The sequence below is a fragment of the Pseudoalteromonas sp. SR41-1 genome, assembly GCF_014164015.1.
GTDB lineage: Bacteria > Pseudomonadota > Gammaproteobacteria > Enterobacterales > Alteromonadaceae > Pseudoalteromonas > Pseudoalteromonas distincta.
In genome coordinates this window covers 186,883-201,769 of sequence record NZ_JACJEK010000001.1, presented here as the reverse complement: position 1 = coordinate 201,769, position 14,887 = coordinate 186,883, and the positions used below count along the sequence as shown (strand labels likewise).

The window sequence follows — 14,887 nt, the reverse complement described above, 5'->3', positions numbered from 1 at the left end:
TCTCTCTTAAAAACTATGCGTAAGGGTTAACTTGGCGTTAATTGGCAACTCAGGAAAAGCTAAAGTTGCACCAAAGTAACCGCCTTCAAATACTGGGCGCCAGTTTTTTTGATTCGTCACGTTGTTCACATCTAATCGTAACTTGGTATTAGGCGTAAAAGCATAGCTAGTATTTACGTTTAGGGTGTACTGATCACGAATTTTTACTGTCGCCAAAAAGTCTAATGGGTAACTCTTTGTATATAGACCTGAAAAACCCGTTTGCCATTTCGAATTAATTGAATAATTTCCGTTAAAGCTGAAAGATTGCTCAGGGATGCCCTGAACTTGGCGGTTTGAAGGTGCAAACGCGGTAAAGCTAGGTGCGCCAACACTGGTACCTGCAATAATATCTGGACGTGAGTTGTCAAATGCATCTGCTACTTGCGCTGAATCTTGGCTACTTGCAGAATTATCGTAGCGAGCATCAATATAGCTGTAGCCGGCACTTAACCAATAAGGGTAAGCATCATAGAATACTTGGCTTTCAAAGCCGGTAGTACGAATGCCGGTATTACTACCATCGCGATTACGTAAACTACGACGTTGGCTAAACACTGCACCATCGGCGTACCAATCACTGTCGGTTGGTGCGTATTTTAAACCGAATTCAACTAAGGTATTTTCGGTTGAAAAGTTTTGCGCGCTAATCGTGTTGTCACCACCAAGAGACGTGCCGCCAGCCATGCTATTTGATGTGGCTTCGTTGTAACTTGCTGCACCATAAGTGGTGTAATCACCATTTAATCGGTAATTAAAGCTTACTTGCCCCGAATGTAGCTTATCGTTAATGCTATCGCTCGCTGCAATTTCACCCTCTGGTGCTATTGGGTCGTGCGCGTCTACGTCATAAAAATCAATGCGGTAGCCAACACTTGTATGAAACTTATCTGTCCAATCTGAATCTTGCTGAATAGCAAAACCCGTTTGCCATGAGCGCGAATCGGTAGTGTCTGATAAGTTAAAGTCGCCGCTGCCATCGTTATTAATATCGTACTGACCACCAGGGGATACAAATACACCTGGACTAATTTCAATTAAACGCGCTTGTTGTGCATCAGTTAAAGGAATGCGGCGATTTGAAATTGGGCCAGTTAAATCAATAGGTAGGTCGGCTTCTGTTGTAAATTGGCTGTAGCCTAGCACGCGGTTGTAACGCACATCAAAAGCAAAAATTGTTTGCTGTTCGTTGCTCCATTGGTAAGTCAGTTCGGTACGGTTCTGCGCGGTATCGGCACCATCTATAATTTCAACAAAGCTATTTTGTGCAATTTCTTCGCGTTGTAAGTGCTGAAAATACGTAATGTTTTTTATTGATGCGTTGTTTGAAAGTTCACGCTTATAAATACTGTGTAGTAAATAAGTAGTGGCTTCGTTTTGATTGTCAGGGTCGGTAAGTACTGTACTACGGTCTATTTTTACTTGCCCAGTAGGTGAAACAATAGAACCTGCCGCTGGAACTGTACTGCCATTTACTTGCACGCCTTGGCCGGTAATATAAAGGCCATTATCTATTAGCGCTTGAGTAGGGCGGTTAATACCTGCGTTATCGGTAAATTCAACTTGGTATAACTCAAAGTTAATATCCCAGCTGCTCTTGTCATCAGGTAACACCCTAAGTGCTGCAAATAGGCTGTCGCTTTTCGTGCCCGAAAAGTCGTAGTAACTGCCGTTATCAATGTGTTCAGCGCTTACTCTAAAACCTACTTTGTCTTTTACTATAGGTGCACTGTAATCAACTAAAACACTGTACTGATCCCATCGTCCTGCCGATACCGTTGCTTTGCCTTTACTGTCGTCAGTTGATGCTTTTTTAGAATGTAAGTTTACAAAACCACCGTTGCGTTGGCTTGAACCAAATAATACCGGTGGCGCGCCTTTTACTACATCTATTTGTTCTATAGAGTTGAACGATAACGGCACACCAAAGCCATTATTACCTGCTTGGCGGCGTGTATCATCTTGGAAAAGCTCACCTAGTTGCCCACGAATAGTAGGTAAACTTGGTGCCCCAAAACCACTGGCTGAATAGGTATTAGGGCTGACTGCAAGTACGTCTTGTAAAGTTGTAATATTGAGTTGTTCTATTAACTCGCTTGAAATTGGTGTTACCGAACGGGCTATATCTCGTAGAGCTAAGTTGTCGCCAAAGGGGCCGTCTACAGTGGCATTTTTAACCGAAAGACCTTGAGATTTAATAACTTGGCCTGCCACCTCAATACGCTCAATTGCGCCTTCTTTTGCTGATTTTGATTCTTTGGCTGCAAAAGCATTAAGTGGTGTATTTAATATGGTGGCTAGGGAAAGTGCTAAATATGCGTGTTTCAAACGTTTTCTCTCTACGGTTAAAATGTTGTTGGCGATAAAGACCGAAAGGATTAAAAATAACTTTCAGTAAAATTTTGATTCTTTTTGTTTTTTAGAACATAACAAAACAGATGCATTATAAAGATGGTAATTAAGTAGTATTGTTTTATTAGTTGATAAAATATTAATACAGCGATTGTACTAGAGTGAATGTAAATATATGCTTTTAATAGAATTTTTAATTATAGACTACTTTTAACCTGCTAACATTTTAAAAGAGTTAACTTTTATGCAGCATTTTTTAAATTACTTAAATAAGCTTCACTTTTAGTACTGCATGGCTTAACTAATGAATTTAATTAAAAATTTTTGAAATAAAAAATAACTTATACGGTCTAGGTTACTTCTACGTTTATTAATATTCATTTAAGGAAATTTTATGACAGGTTCAATGAATTCTGATGTGCAAAACCGTTTGCAGTGGTCACTTTTATCTTTGCGTTTAGGCGTGTTTATTGTAATGGTTATGTGGACATTCGATAAGTTTGTTAATCCTGGGCATAGCGCACGTATTTTTGAACATTTTTACGGTATTAGTGGCTCTACAGATATAGTGGCTTACATTATTGGTGCGGTGCAGTTAGTGCTTGTTTTAGCATTTTTAGCGGGTATTAAAAAACGCATTACTTATGGTGTGATTTTTGTGATGCATGGTTTGTCTACGCTTTCATCTTATAACCAATACATTGATGGCTTCAACAACTTATTATTCTTCACTGCATGGCCAATGTGGGCTGCGTGTTTTGCACTTTACTTATTACGCGACCAAGACGTGAAATTTACTGTAAAGTAATAAAGTACATGCAAAAAAATTGGTTATAAGCCATAAGGCTTATAACCAATAAGTACACAGGGAGTGTGTGGAAGTCGGTTTGCGTGTTTACAACTAATGCATAGCGTCGTTGTATTGCTCAGCAAGGCTCTCTTTTTGCCCTTCGGTAAGTGCTTTACCCGCTAATTGAAACACTTCGTGTTCTTCTTCACTTAAATGATGATGTACCAAATGGTGTAGCTTTTTAGCTGCAACTAACCATGCAGACGAGCTCATTTCGGTATCTTCAAGTTGTTCAATTAATTCATCAATTTCGTGATGTTCAGCTACGCTGTGGCGCGCTTTTTCATGAGTTAAGTCATCAAACATAAGTGGGTTGTAAAAGTAACGTTCTTCAAATTTTGCGTGATTTTCTAATTCTGTTTTTAGCTCATCCATTAGCGTGTGGCGCTGCTCTGTGTCGCCGTGTGTTTGAATAAGCGCATCTACCAATTCTCGTTGTTTGTCATGGTCATGACGTAGTGCTTCAAAAATATTCATAACTAGTCCTTTTACAATTTATTTGCTTATATCATTAACTAGCAAACTAAATGCCAAATATTAAGTTATTGTATTTTAATAAATTTAATTTAATTTTTTATTCTTTGGCTGCGATCACTGTAAATTTTACAGTGATATGAATGCAATAATTTCAGGCTTTCGCGCAGTTCAATTATAAAAGTGAGTATAAATCCCTACAGAACCTTACAAATATTTACTGGTTGTTTATTTTATTGCAGTGATGAAGTGCCAGTGTTATTTGGGTACAACCTATATTACTCTCACACATAAATGCAGGTAGCACGTTAACTTAATAGGATAGTTTAAGGATGAACATAAAAAGCCCCGTCGCCGCATTATTGCTGTGCGCTTTACTGAGTGCATGTAGTACAGCCCCGCGTTCTGACCCTAACTTATGCATTGAAGAGGCTGAAATGGTTGATCGAAATGGCGCTCAAACAAGCTCACAGGTTTACAATCAATGCATTAGCGCACAAATTAAAAAGGATGAAAAAAATAACACTTTTTTTGATGCCATCGGTACGTTCTTTTTTGAATTTTTTGTAATGGTGGTAGAAAAGTAAATAGGCTAACTTGCAACTGTAATTTAAAGTAAATAAGTTGCGTAAAAATAGGATTAGTTATGAAGCAATTATTGATAGCAATTCCACTTTTTTTATTACTAAGCGCTTGTGCGGCGAAGCCTTACGCAGGCTCGGCAAAATGTATGGAACAAGCAGATATTGCATACGAAACCGATACACGTAAAAATGAGACACTAGATAATGAATGCAAAGCTGCAAAAGTAAATACGCCTAATAAAGAGCTTGAGAATCATGGCTTGGTTGATAGAAGCCTTTTACAGCTAATCGTTAGCTTTTTAAATGGCGTATTTTAATAGTAAAAATATAATTAAATAAGGTATGTATGAGGGAAGAACTAAGAGCAAAAATAATTACCGTGTGCGATAAAAAAATAGCAGTTAAAGGCGAAAATGTAGGGCTTTCTTTTTATGCATTTTTTGCTAATAAAAACGACGACCCAGAGCTACTTATGGAAGCTGCTACTTGGTGGATACACACCCATAAATTAGATCATTTTGTAAAAGCACATAAAATTAAAAAGATGGTTACAGATGGACTTTAGTCAATTAACTGAGCAAGTACTTTTAGCTGTATTTAATCAACAACGACTTGGTTTCTTCCGTTTTCTTTTGCTTTATAAAGTAATTTATCTGCATGCTTAATAAGAACATCTAGTGTGTTTTTTAAAGGGCTACTTACAGAGGCTCCCACACTAAAAGTGATTTTTGTATCACTAGGAAGGTCTTTTATATTACTACAATGCTCGGTAAACCTAGTGGCGAGCTGGTCAAAGATATCTCGAATAGCTAGTTCGTCAACCGAATTTAGTGCAAACAACCATTCTTCGCCGCCGTAGCGGCCAAACTGATGATCACCACTTAGTGTTTCTTTTGCAGCCTTTGCAAAGGAAATAAGAACTAAATCTCCAACATCGTGACCAAATTGGTCGTTAACTTTTTTAAAGTAGTCTAAGTCAACAATTGCTATCGTCATTTTACCTTCATCAAGCTTTGCTTCTGCGGCGCGCATTATTCCTCTGCGATTAGGGCTATTTGTTAGATAATCTGTTAATGAAATATCGTGATATTTTTGACGTTGTCGAGCTTGCCGATAAAATAAAAATAATGAAGCAATCACTAAAATAAACGCTATAGCAGCGCTAAGTCGCCAAATTATTTTTTGTTGGTACTCTTCTTTAGCTTGTAGTTCACTAATGTCTTTTGCGTACTCTAGTTGCTGTATTTTTTCTTCTTTTTCTTTTACTTCAAACTGTACCTGTAGTGTTTTTATATTACTTTCACTGGTAGCTTCGTAGTGTTTTTTTGTATAAAGGAGCTTTTGTTCAATTGCTTCAAAAGCCTCGTCAGTGTAGTTGAGGCGTCGCTTTAGCTCATAGCGTTTACTTAAAAAATCGGCTTTATAAATACTGCGGCTGAATTTATCTAAGTTTAAAAATACCTCATCGTTTGCTTCATTTGCTTGATCAAGTAAATCTAGTTTTATATATATGTCAGCTAACAAAATGAGCGATGCGAGTTGCATGTCGTGTACACCTGCAGAACGAGCAAGCTCAATGTTCTCTTTAGTTAAAGTTAAAGCTTTATCGTAGTTTGCTTGTAAGTACTCAATGCTAGCAATTGAGTATTGGGCAAAGGTTAAGCCTTTTTGCATATTAGCTTTTTTAAAATAGAGCAATGCTTTGTCTAGGTATATTAAGGCATCTTTAGGTTTTTTTATCTCGAGCAATATATTGCCTAAACTCCAATATGCTTTTGCAGTAAAAAGCCCATCTTGTGTTTGCTCATATGCTGCAACCGCTTTTTTTGCATAATATATGGCTTTGTCTTTTTCGTTTAGATAATTATATGCATCGGCTATTTTTCTAAAAAAGTATCCCTGAGATGCTGAGTCGCCATCTTTTAATGATAATTCTAGCCCTTCTAGTGCAACATTTAGGGTCTTTTTCAATGCATCAGTATCGGTGTAATAGTAAGCAAGTGCTCGTAAAATAATAATTTTTTCTTTAGATGAATGCTGTTGCAAGCTCTCTTCTAATTTTGTGGCTAGCGTGTGTGCTGGAGCTGGGTTTGCATCCCTCGCTAGAGACTTGAGTTGTGATTCGAGAAATAATAAATATACACTTTTTTGATTTGGTAACTCTTTGTTCTTTAAGTAATAGGATAAGTGAGTATTTAACGCTGTGTATTTTTCTTGTCTAAAAAGTAACTCCGCATACAAAGCGGCCGCTTCTAAATGAAGGTTTTCCCAATTTTGCTCTTTGCTTATTTTAAACGCTTGAGTGAGTTTGTCTTCATTTTGAAGATAGTCTAATTCATTTAGTTTTATGTTATTGATGAGGGTTTGAGTTGTTTCAAAGTCTAGCGCATGTAAAGTTGCACTTAATGAATCGCCGTTAGCTGAGGCAAGCTTACTTAGAAGTAAAAATAAAATGAGAACAATATACTTTGCCCATAAAGTATTACCTAAAATCTTTATTTGTGTATTGTTAGCCATGTTAATCCTTTGCTGATTTATTTTTATTATTGAAATACTTTTTCGCATTGCTTAATAAACTTGGGTTTGAACTGTTTCTTATACTCATCATTGAAAAAAATAAGACCATAAACAATATCAATTTAATTAATAAAAGCCAATATTTGTACGTTTTAGTGGTAGCGGTTTATGTGCTTTTGTTAAAAATCTGCGGCTACTTCAAATTCTAATCGTTTAAGTGTAATTGGGTGAGTAAATGCTAAGTATTCTGCATGTAAATGTAATCTATCGGCTTTTTTCCCATAATGTGTGTCGCCTATAATTGGCATGTTTAAACCTGAACTGTGCGCACAATGCACTCTTAGTTGATGAGTTCGCCCTGTTTTAGGATATAACTGTAATCGGGTAATATTGTTGTTACGCTCTAAAACGTGCCAGGTAGTAAGTGATGGCTTACCGTGTTTGTAACACACCATTTGGCGCGGTTTATCATCAAAGTCGAGCACTAAGGGTAAATCAATTACTCCGCTATCCTCAGCTACATTACCATTAACTAATGCGACATAACGTTTATCTATAGTGCGGTCAATAAATTGCTTTTGCAGTGCTTTGTGCACGCGTTTATTAAGTGCAATCATCAATAACCCAGAAGTCGACATATCTAACCTGTGCACAATTAGTGGGCCTGATGCCTCTGGAAACTGCGTTTTGATTCGCATATAAACTGAGTCTTCAATATTTACGCCAGGCACTGATAAAAACTCAGCGGGCTTATTTACCACAAGTAAGTCGTCATCTTTATAAACAATACTTAAATCTTTACCCTGAGCTGGGTTGATAAGTAGCGGGTTATCTTCAACATCTAAACCCTTTAGCATATGCCCAAGTATTGGTTGGCATTTACTGTAACAAGAAGGGTAGTAGTTTTTATGCTGCCTAATTGCTGATTTAGGTGCTACTCCCCACCAAAACTCTGCCATAGCAAGTGGCGTTAAGTCATGTTTATAGGCGTATTGTAATAATTTAGGCGCTGCACAATCGCCAGCACCCGAAGGAGGAGTGTGCTCAGGTAGTGCTGCAAAAATAGCATTTAAATCTGTAGTTTCACCATTTGCATTTAAAAATTGGTACTGTGCAAATAGCTTTTTTTGTAAGCTTTTAGAAAGCGTTTTACGGCGCTTTTTTAAATGAGCAATTTCATCAGAAATATTGATGTGTGTTTGCTGCAGTGACTTGATTATATTTTGCCAATAGGATTTAAGTGCCAGCAGTTGCTTTTTTTCTATGATGCTTTGCACTGCAAGCTTATTTTTTAACTGCTCAAAATCACTTTCGCTAAGTTCTAATTCACCTTCGGTACGTTGTATTTTTCGTTGCTGACGACCGGCTTGCATTACTGCCTGTTGAGCTAATAGCGCTTGCTGGTAGCTTTGTGTTGCATCATCAAGTTTGCTATTAACTTCAAGCAGTTGTTCACTATTTTCTAATTGCTCAATTTGAGCATTAATATCGTTAATTATTTTACTTTGAGCCAAATAGTTATCATCTTGAAGTTGCATGCTAGAAACAGGCGGCACAAAGCTAATATTACCTTTATCACCTTCAATTTGTCCCGAATAAGCACTTAAAAAGCCTAATTGTTGCTTAGCATTTTGCACCACTAAAACCCCAAACATTTTACCTGTATTTTCTGCTTTTAAATGCGCTAACGTTTCAAGTTGTTGCTGTAATTGTTTAGTGGCTGCTACAGCTAATGGTTGCGGCTCGTAATAAAAAGGGAAAGTAAACTTTTCAGGAAGCGCGAGAGCATCAATATTTTGAGAAAATAATGTAAAGCAAGAAGCAGAATTTGACATAGAAGTAAGAGAAAAGCATTCAGTAAAATAATTGAGCGCATAATAACATATTCATAGTTAAGCCACTAAAAATCTCGCACCCGCATATTCATAAACACTTTAAAGCGGACATTCATGTTTTATGTATCAGTATGGGGTCGCAGCAAGCATAGGCGTTTGTTAGTAAAGTCTCAGTAGTAATATATTTATCATTATCAAAATATTTAAGCTTATCGATTCTCAATAATTGAGCGCATTTCGAAACGATGACTTACCTGATAGATCAGAGACGAAAAATCAATTTACAGAATAACTGAATATTTAGGAGTTCTATATTATGAGTCAAAATATCGCAAGTTTTATCACTAAAACCTCGAACAAGCAGGCGTAAAACGTATTTGGGGAGTCACTGGCGATTCACTTAACGGCATTAGTGAAAGTCTGCGAAAAATGGGAACAATTGAATGGCTAGGAACGCGACATGAAGAAGTTGCCGCATTTGCAGCCGGTGGCGAAGCCCATTTATCAGGCGAGCTTGCCGTGTGTGCGGGTTCTTGCGGGCCAGGTAACCTTCATTTAATTAATGGCTTATTTGATTGTCAGCGCAATAATGTACCAGTATTAGCAATTGCCGCACATATTCCTTCATCTGAAATTGGCAGTAGTTATTTTCAAGAAACCCATCTGCAAGAATTATTTAAAGAATGCAGTGTGTATTGTGAAATGGTGTCGAGCCCTGAGCAAATGCCGTACCTGCTTGAAACCGCAATGCGACAAGCAATATTAAACAAAGGCGTGAGTGTACTTGTGCTACCTGGCGACATTGCATTAAAAGATATGCCTAAAGCTATCAAACCAAATTGGAACGTGCCAAAGCCAGCAACACATACTCCCGCTTTATCTGATATTGAAGCGATGGCGACTCATCTTAATAAAAGTAAAAAAGTAACCTTATTGTGTGGTGCTGGTTGTAAGGATGCCCACGACGAAATTGTTGCGCTAGCCGAAAAATTACAAGCGCCAATTGTGCATGCCATGCGCGGTAAAGAATTTATTGAATACGATAATCCTTACGATGTTGGTATGACCGGATTTATTGGTTTTGCATCGGGCTATCATGCAATGCAAGAAGCCGATACGTTATTAATGATTGGTACTAGTTTCCCTTATCGTGCTTTTTATCCCGAAAATACCACCATATTACAAATTGATAATCAGGCTGCGTCACTCGGGCGACACGTGCAAATTGACTGTGGCGTGTTAGGGGATACTAAAAATTCAGTGACCACACTGCTTGATTATATTAAAGGTGAACGGACAAGTTCGCACTTACAAAAATGTGTTAAAAATTACAAAGAGTCTCGACAAGATCTTGATGAACTTGCCAGTGGCAAAACCTCGCAAAACTTAATTCACCCGCAATACCTAACGCGTTTACTCAACGAGCAAGCAGCTGACGATGCTGTTTTTACTTGTGATGTAGGTACGCCAACAGTGTGGGCTGCGCGTTATTTATCAATGAATGGTAAGCGTCGCTTAATTGGCTCGTTTAATCATGGCTCTATGGCAAATGCGATGTCGCAGGCAATGGGGGTTCAATCTGTTGATAGAGACCGCCAAGTCATTGCAATGTGTGGTGATGGTGGCTTTTCGATGTTAATGGGGGATTTAATCTCACTTAAGCAGCTTAATTTACCAATAAAGATTGTTGTTTATAATAATCGCTCACTCAGTTTTGTGGCTATGGAAATGAAAGCCAGTGGGTTTTTATCAAGCGATACCGATTTAGAAAACCCAAGTTTTGCTAACATTGCACAGGCCTGCGGCTTAAAAGGGATTCATGTGGATGACCCTGAAAAATTACCATCGGCAATGAACGAGATGATGAACCACTCAGGACCTGTTGTTTTAGAAGTCGATACTGCAAAACAAGAGCTTTCAATGCCACCGCAAATCAAATTAGAGCAAGCAAAAGGCTTTAGTGTTTACATGATGAAGGCGCTGATAAACGGCAAAGGAAACGAGATTGTAGAGCTTGCCAAAACTAACTGGTCACGCTAGTTAGTTACTTCCCTATTGAGTATTTTAGCTCAATAGGGAAGTGCCAAGTAATAATCCTCACTATCATCTTTTATTATTAATAAGCTAAGGCTGCTGTTTGTAAGTGATTGAACCGAAATAGAAAACCATATATGGTTTATCATTAAATTAATAAAAGCACGCATAAAATACCTCTACTCATAGAGGGAACAGAGCAATAATGAAATGGAAATCGGTTTTACTGTCGCTGGCTGTTTTATGGCTTATTCAAGCTCAGCAAAGCAGTTTACGCACCAGTGGATACGCAAATATCTAGCCTATTGCAAGTAAATTCAACGCAGTTAGCGCTGAAAATAGCTGCTTGAGATAGATTTATTATCCAGAGTTCAGGTTATTTAGAAAGCGGTGAACTGTTTTTACGTTGGAATCACTATGAGGTTTTTGAGTTTGACTCAAGTGCAATGTAATGAGCTAAAACACTTAGCATTGGCCTCAATTGCTACTTAGTAGTTGTTTTTAGTTTAATGTTTTACTCGCTTTACTCAATTAAAGTAAAGCGAGCGCTCAGTATCAGTTACAAACTCTTTTTAGGCGGTAGGGCTACGTTTGCAAATATTAGCCCTGCAACAAGCGACATAAATATTAAAAACGTTTGCTGGCCTATATGCTCTGCGTATATAAAGTCTTGGCCTTCAATGAGTGAGTTTAAGCCAATATAGGTTTTGCTACCTGGTACTAATACAATTAAGCCTTGCATGGCCACAATAGAAGCCGGCGCATTAGCAACACGGTTAAACAAGTTACTAAATATACCTACCGATAAAGCACCCACAAACGTACCTAACGTGTAATCAAGGTACATAGCCGAGCCAATACTGGTGCCATACGCTATAAAGCCTGATGCAATAGACCAAACAGCGTGCTTAAGTTTGGTTCTAAAAATAACGATTAAGCTGCTACAAAGTAAAAATATGGCGAGCCATGCTGTCCATTTTGGTAATGGCTCAGGTTGTACAAAGTCAGCTTGCCCAAAGAGTGCAAAGCCAATGCCTATGCCAATAAAACCGCCAAAATAGAGTTTAAATAACAGCATAAACGAGTCCATGACTCTTGCTGTACCCGACACTAAATGCCGCGCTGCAAGCTCTGCTAAGCCAAGCGCAAGTGCTAAACCTGGTATAAATACAATAATGGCAGAAAGTACCACCAAGCGTATGTTTATTTCAGGTGTTATATACACGCTTACTGCACAGGCAAGTATTGCCGATATTATGGCTACCAATGGCTCAAGCATATGGGCTACGCGTTTTGAGCGTCCCGACCAAAGCACAAACAAATAAACAACTAAAGTAAGAAGCGATGACCAAATAACATCAGTCCAGCTAGTACCCATTAACATTGCAAACGCACCACCAGAAGTTGCAAACGCAACGCCCGTAACAAGTTTATTGTATGGGTTTGGCATGTCGTAGATAGCATCTAGCTGGGCGTCAACTTCTTGTAAAGTTAGCTTGTCGTCAAGCATTTGGTTTACAAGGTCGTCGGTGTCGGCAAGTGAGCCTAAATCGTGATCGCCAGGGTCTACACGCGCAACATGGGTGTACTCGTCTTCGTGGCCATCAGTCCAAATAACAAACGTTACCGAAGTTGGCGACATAACAAACGACGATTTAAGTCCTAAATATGTAGCCACTTCCATTAGGTGGGCTTCAAGGCGGTAAGCAGGCGTACCATACTTGTGAAGCATTTTACCCAATTTAACGATAAATTTGCGTTTTTCTGTAAAGGTTGCAGTTTTCAAATCTTTTTGGACCAAATATTGCGATAACTAAGCTAAAAATATAGACAATACAGCTAAAACTGCCCACGTTTGATGGGCGCGATTTTAAACACTAATTGGTGTGTGTCTAGTCATTTTTAATCTAATTTTTTATTTTTTTCAGCTATCCATTGCGACATGTATTGAGTGCTGCGCATTGTATGATGTTTGAGCATTTGGCCTGTAAAGTTTTTTTCGCGATGAGCCTCTAAATCGCTACTTATTGAATCGATTTTTTTAATTAACACCGTACTCAATTGTGCTTTATCGTAAAGCGTATTAAGGAGCGTGTTGCCATCTTGCTGTGCTTGTTCAAAGTCACTTTGATTGGTGTACATTTCAACAGCAGCATTGGCAAAATCGTCGGCGGTGTTGGCTATTTTACCAGGCCATGGTAAATCGTTATGCATGCCCTCTGCACCAATATAGGTGGTAACGCTGGGTGTTTGCATAATCATGGCTTCAAGTAATTTACCTTTAATGCCTGCACCAAAACGAAGTGGTGCTAAACATACGCGTGCGCTTTGCATTACATCAAACGCATTATCGGCCCAGCCTTTTATTAAAAACCCTGTTTTAGGGTTATTTAGTGCCGTGGCTTTTGGTGGTGGGTAGGAGCCATAAATATGTAGTTCTGCTTTTGGGAGTTGCTTGCGAATAAGTGGCCATATTTTTTGTAAGTAAAGTACAGCATCCCAGTTTGGTGCGTGTCTAAAGTTACCTATGGTCATAAAGTGCTGGCGCTGCTCAAACGTTTTTGTACTTGTAGGCAGTGAGCTTAAATCGACCATAAATGGTAAATGGTGTAATAAGCTTGGCTCTATTTTAAATACGCTGTTTAGCAGGCTCATTTCATAACTTGAAATAATTAAGCTTAGGTCGCAGCGTAAAATAGCGGCAATTTCTCGTTTTGCTATGTCTGAGTGTAAATCGCTGGTTGTAAACTCGCGCTCACCTTTGTGCGCTTCGTGGCGTGCATTACGTAGGCATTGTAAATCTTCGGTATCGAGAATTTTAATGGCATTTGGGCAATGTTTATCGATGCGCCAGCCAAATTGTTCTTCCATCATAAAGCGGTCAAACATGACTATATCTGGGTTATAGGCTTTAACGTATTCGTCAAAGCTATCGCAGTTTAGTGCAATGCTTTGGCTGGTTATACCAAAGTCGTCAAGGTTTACCATGTGGTCGGTGCGCTGCGCGGGCGTTGCAAATTCAACGTCCCAGTTTTGCGCTCTAAATGCATTTAATAACGACATCATGTGCGTTCCCGCAGCAGACGAATTTGGCTCTGGCCATACGTAGCCAATTACCAGCACTTTTTTCATTGGCTAGAATCTCTAATTTGTAAGTTTACATTTACCAGTGTTTTTACTGGCGGGACTGTATTTTGTAGTAGCTCTTGGAGTATTAAAAGGCACCGCTTAGCTATATCAGTTGTACTAATAGCCACGGTGGTTAAGTGATTATTTATAACCGCGCTATTAGGAATGTGGTGGCAACTCACTACTTTAATACAGTGATGAGTTAATGAGTTAATAGCGGCAATAACACCTTGAGCAATAATATCGTTTGCACACACCACTGCGTTTAATGTGGGTTTGTGTTTATATGCTTCCATAAATGCATTTTTAGCGCTAAGGGCTGTGTTTACTGCGCAGTCAACGGGTGCTAATGGTGTAATGCTGTGCTGCGCGCATGCGGTATTAAAGCCACTTTGCAGTGCTTGTGAATCACTTAAAGTAAGTTCACTGCCTATAAATGCTATGTTTGTCACGCCTTGTGCGAGTAAATGCATACTGGCTACGTGGCTGGCTTTTTTATAGTCGGGTAATACACACGGAGCTGCGCTAAAGGGCACTTCACTCATTAAGGTAATTACTTTGTGTTGCGCGCTGAGCGCATCAAGCCATTTGGGGCAAGTATTAGCAACGGGGCAAATAATAAATGCAGCCGCGTTGTATTCTTTTAAGTTTTTAACTGCGTTTGCTTGTAGCTCAAGGCTATTATTACTGCTTACAATCATGGCTTGTAAGCCATTGTCGTTTAACAAAAGTTCTAAGCTGGTAGCAAGGTGTGCCATAGCTGGGTTAGTTAAATCATTTATTACTATGGCCACTAAGTTAGAGCGTTTTGAGCGCATAGCAGCGGCATCACGATTATAAACGTACCCTAGCTCATCTATCGCTTTTAGTATTTTTTGTTTACTTTTATTGCCCACTTTATCGCTTTGGGTAAGTACCAAGGATACGGTTGATTTTGATACACCAGCACGCTCTGCAACATCAAAAATGGTGACTGATTTGGCTTTGTTATGCATTGTATTTTAAGTACCGCAGTGGTGAATAAATAGCGCTGTAGTTTAGCTTAATCAGCACTATTAAGTCATCTTTTAGAG

At 38.7% G+C, this 14,887-nt stretch carries 12 protein-coding genes; 5 read left to right on the top strand and 7 right to left on the bottom strand.

Going from position 1 to position 14,887, the window contains the following annotated elements; genetic code table 11:
• Window positions 1-6: 6 nt before the first annotated feature.
• Window positions 7-2,367, bottom strand: coding sequence for a TonB-dependent siderophore receptor (locus tag H5118_RS00840; RefSeq protein WP_182747390.1), 2,361 nt, complete (start codon window positions 2,365-2,367; stop codon window positions 7-9).
• A 418-nt stretch (window positions 2,368-2,785) separates the two neighbouring features.
• On the opposite strand from H5118_RS00840, the gene H5118_RS00835 reads away from it, so the two are divergent.
• Window positions 2,786-3,199 (top strand): hypothetical protein, encoded by a 414-nt coding sequence (locus H5118_RS00835; RefSeq protein ID WP_096794390.1) that lies wholly within the window; start codon window positions 2,786-2,788, stop codon window positions 3,197-3,199.
• Between the two features lie 93 nt (window positions 3,200-3,292).
• Here H5118_RS00835 and H5118_RS00830 read toward each other — a convergent pair whose 3' ends face one another.
• The gene (locus tag H5118_RS00830) at window positions 3,293-3,718 is read right to left on the bottom strand and encodes a hemerythrin domain-containing protein (protein WP_008134499.1); all 426 of its coding nucleotides are present in this window, start codon (window positions 3,716-3,718) and stop codon (window positions 3,293-3,295) included.
• Window positions 3,719-4,047: 329 nt separating this feature from the next.
• On the opposite strand from H5118_RS00830, the gene H5118_RS00825 reads away from it, so the two are divergent.
• From H5118_RS00825 to H5118_RS00815, 3 genes are read left to right on the top strand one after another with little or no spacing between them, the layout of a single operon-like run.
• Window positions 4,048-4,302, top strand: coding sequence for a hypothetical protein (locus H5118_RS00825; protein WP_076924239.1), 255 nt, complete (start codon window positions 4,048-4,050; stop codon window positions 4,300-4,302).
• Between the two features lie 59 nt (window positions 4,303-4,361).
• Window positions 4,362-4,616 (top strand): hypothetical protein, encoded by a 255-nt coding sequence (locus H5118_RS00820; protein WP_039488404.1) that lies wholly within the window; start codon window positions 4,362-4,364, stop codon window positions 4,614-4,616.
• Between the two features lie 29 nt (window positions 4,617-4,645).
• Complete coding sequence (locus H5118_RS00815; RefSeq protein WP_182747389.1) at window positions 4,646-4,864, top strand: DUF6500 family protein; 219 nt, start codon at window positions 4,646-4,648, stop codon at window positions 4,862-4,864.
• A 32-nt stretch (window positions 4,865-4,896) separates the two neighbouring features.
• On the opposite strand, the gene H5118_RS00810 is transcribed toward H5118_RS00815, so the two are convergent.
• Together H5118_RS00810 and H5118_RS00805 are read right to left on the bottom strand one after the other, a co-directional pair.
• Window positions 4,897-6,816: a GGDEF domain-containing protein gene (locus H5118_RS00810; protein WP_182747388.1), complete on the bottom strand. Its 1,920-nt coding sequence runs from the start codon at window positions 6,814-6,816 to the stop codon at window positions 4,897-4,899.
• A gap of 179 nt (window positions 6,817-6,995) precedes the next feature.
• Window positions 6,996-8,651 carry a pseudouridine synthase gene (locus tag H5118_RS00805; RefSeq protein WP_182747387.1) on the bottom strand — a complete coding sequence of 552 codons (1,656 nt, stop codon included), beginning with the start codon at window positions 8,649-8,651 and terminating at the stop codon, window positions 6,996-6,998.
• Between the two features lie 375 nt (window positions 8,652-9,026).
• Between H5118_RS00805 and poxB the strand changes: the two genes are divergently transcribed.
• Entirely contained in the window at window positions 9,027-10,691 is a 1,665-nt protein-coding gene (gene poxB, locus H5118_RS00800) for a ubiquinone-dependent pyruvate dehydrogenase (protein ID WP_182747501.1), read from the top strand.
• A gap of 553 nt (window positions 10,692-11,244) precedes the next feature.
• Here the strand turns inward: poxB and H5118_RS00795 are convergent.
• The 3 genes from H5118_RS00795 to H5118_RS00785 form a co-directional block, all read right to left on the bottom strand.
• Window positions 11,245-12,471 (bottom strand): threonine/serine exporter ThrE family protein, encoded by a 1,227-nt coding sequence (locus tag H5118_RS00795; RefSeq protein ID WP_002960134.1) that lies wholly within the window; start codon window positions 12,469-12,471, stop codon window positions 11,245-11,247.
• 116 nt (window positions 12,472-12,587) lie between these two features.
• Window positions 12,588-13,817 (bottom strand): glycosyltransferase, encoded by a 1,230-nt coding sequence (locus H5118_RS00790; RefSeq protein ID WP_182747386.1) that lies wholly within the window; start codon window positions 13,815-13,817, stop codon window positions 12,588-12,590.
• Window positions 13,814-14,809, bottom strand: coding sequence for a LacI family DNA-binding transcriptional regulator (locus tag H5118_RS00785; RefSeq protein WP_182747385.1), 996 nt, complete (start codon window positions 14,807-14,809; stop codon window positions 13,814-13,816). Before H5118_RS00785 ends, H5118_RS00790 begins: the two co-directional genes overlap by 4 nt.
• Between the last annotated feature and the right edge of the window lie 78 nt (window positions 14,810-14,887).

What these genes read in the sequence shown, in the direction of transcription:
- H5118_RS00835 (WP_096794390.1), top strand. Translation starts at nt 2,786, where the DNA reads ATGACAGGTTCAATGAATTCTGATGTGCAAAACCGTTTGCAGTGGTCA.
- H5118_RS00830 (WP_008134499.1), bottom strand. Translation starts at nt 3,718, where the DNA reads ATGAATATTTTTGAAGCACTACGTCATGACCATGACAAACAACGAGAA.
- H5118_RS00825 (WP_076924239.1), top strand. Translation starts at nt 4,048, where the DNA reads ATGAACATAAAAAGCCCCGTCGCCGCATTATTGCTGTGCGCTTTACTG.
- H5118_RS00820 (WP_039488404.1), top strand. Translation starts at nt 4,362, where the DNA reads ATGAAGCAATTATTGATAGCAATTCCACTTTTTTTATTACTAAGCGCT.
- H5118_RS00815 (WP_182747389.1), top strand. Translation starts at nt 4,646, where the DNA reads ATGAGGGAAGAACTAAGAGCAAAAATAATTACCGTGTGCGATAAAAAA.
- H5118_RS00810 (WP_182747388.1), bottom strand. Translation starts at nt 6,816, where the DNA reads ATGGCTAACAATACACAAATAAAGATTTTAGGTAATACTTTATGGGCA.
- H5118_RS00805 (WP_182747387.1), bottom strand. Translation starts at nt 8,651, where the DNA reads ATGTCAAATTCTGCTTCTTGCTTTACATTATTTTCTCAAAATATTGAT.
- H5118_RS00790 (WP_182747386.1), bottom strand. Translation starts at nt 13,817, where the DNA reads ATGAAAAAAGTGCTGGTAATTGGCTACGTATGGCCAGAGCCAAATTCG.
- H5118_RS00785 (WP_182747385.1), bottom strand. Translation starts at nt 14,809, where the DNA reads ATGCATAACAAAGCCAAATCAGTCACCATTTTTGATGTTGCAGAGCGT.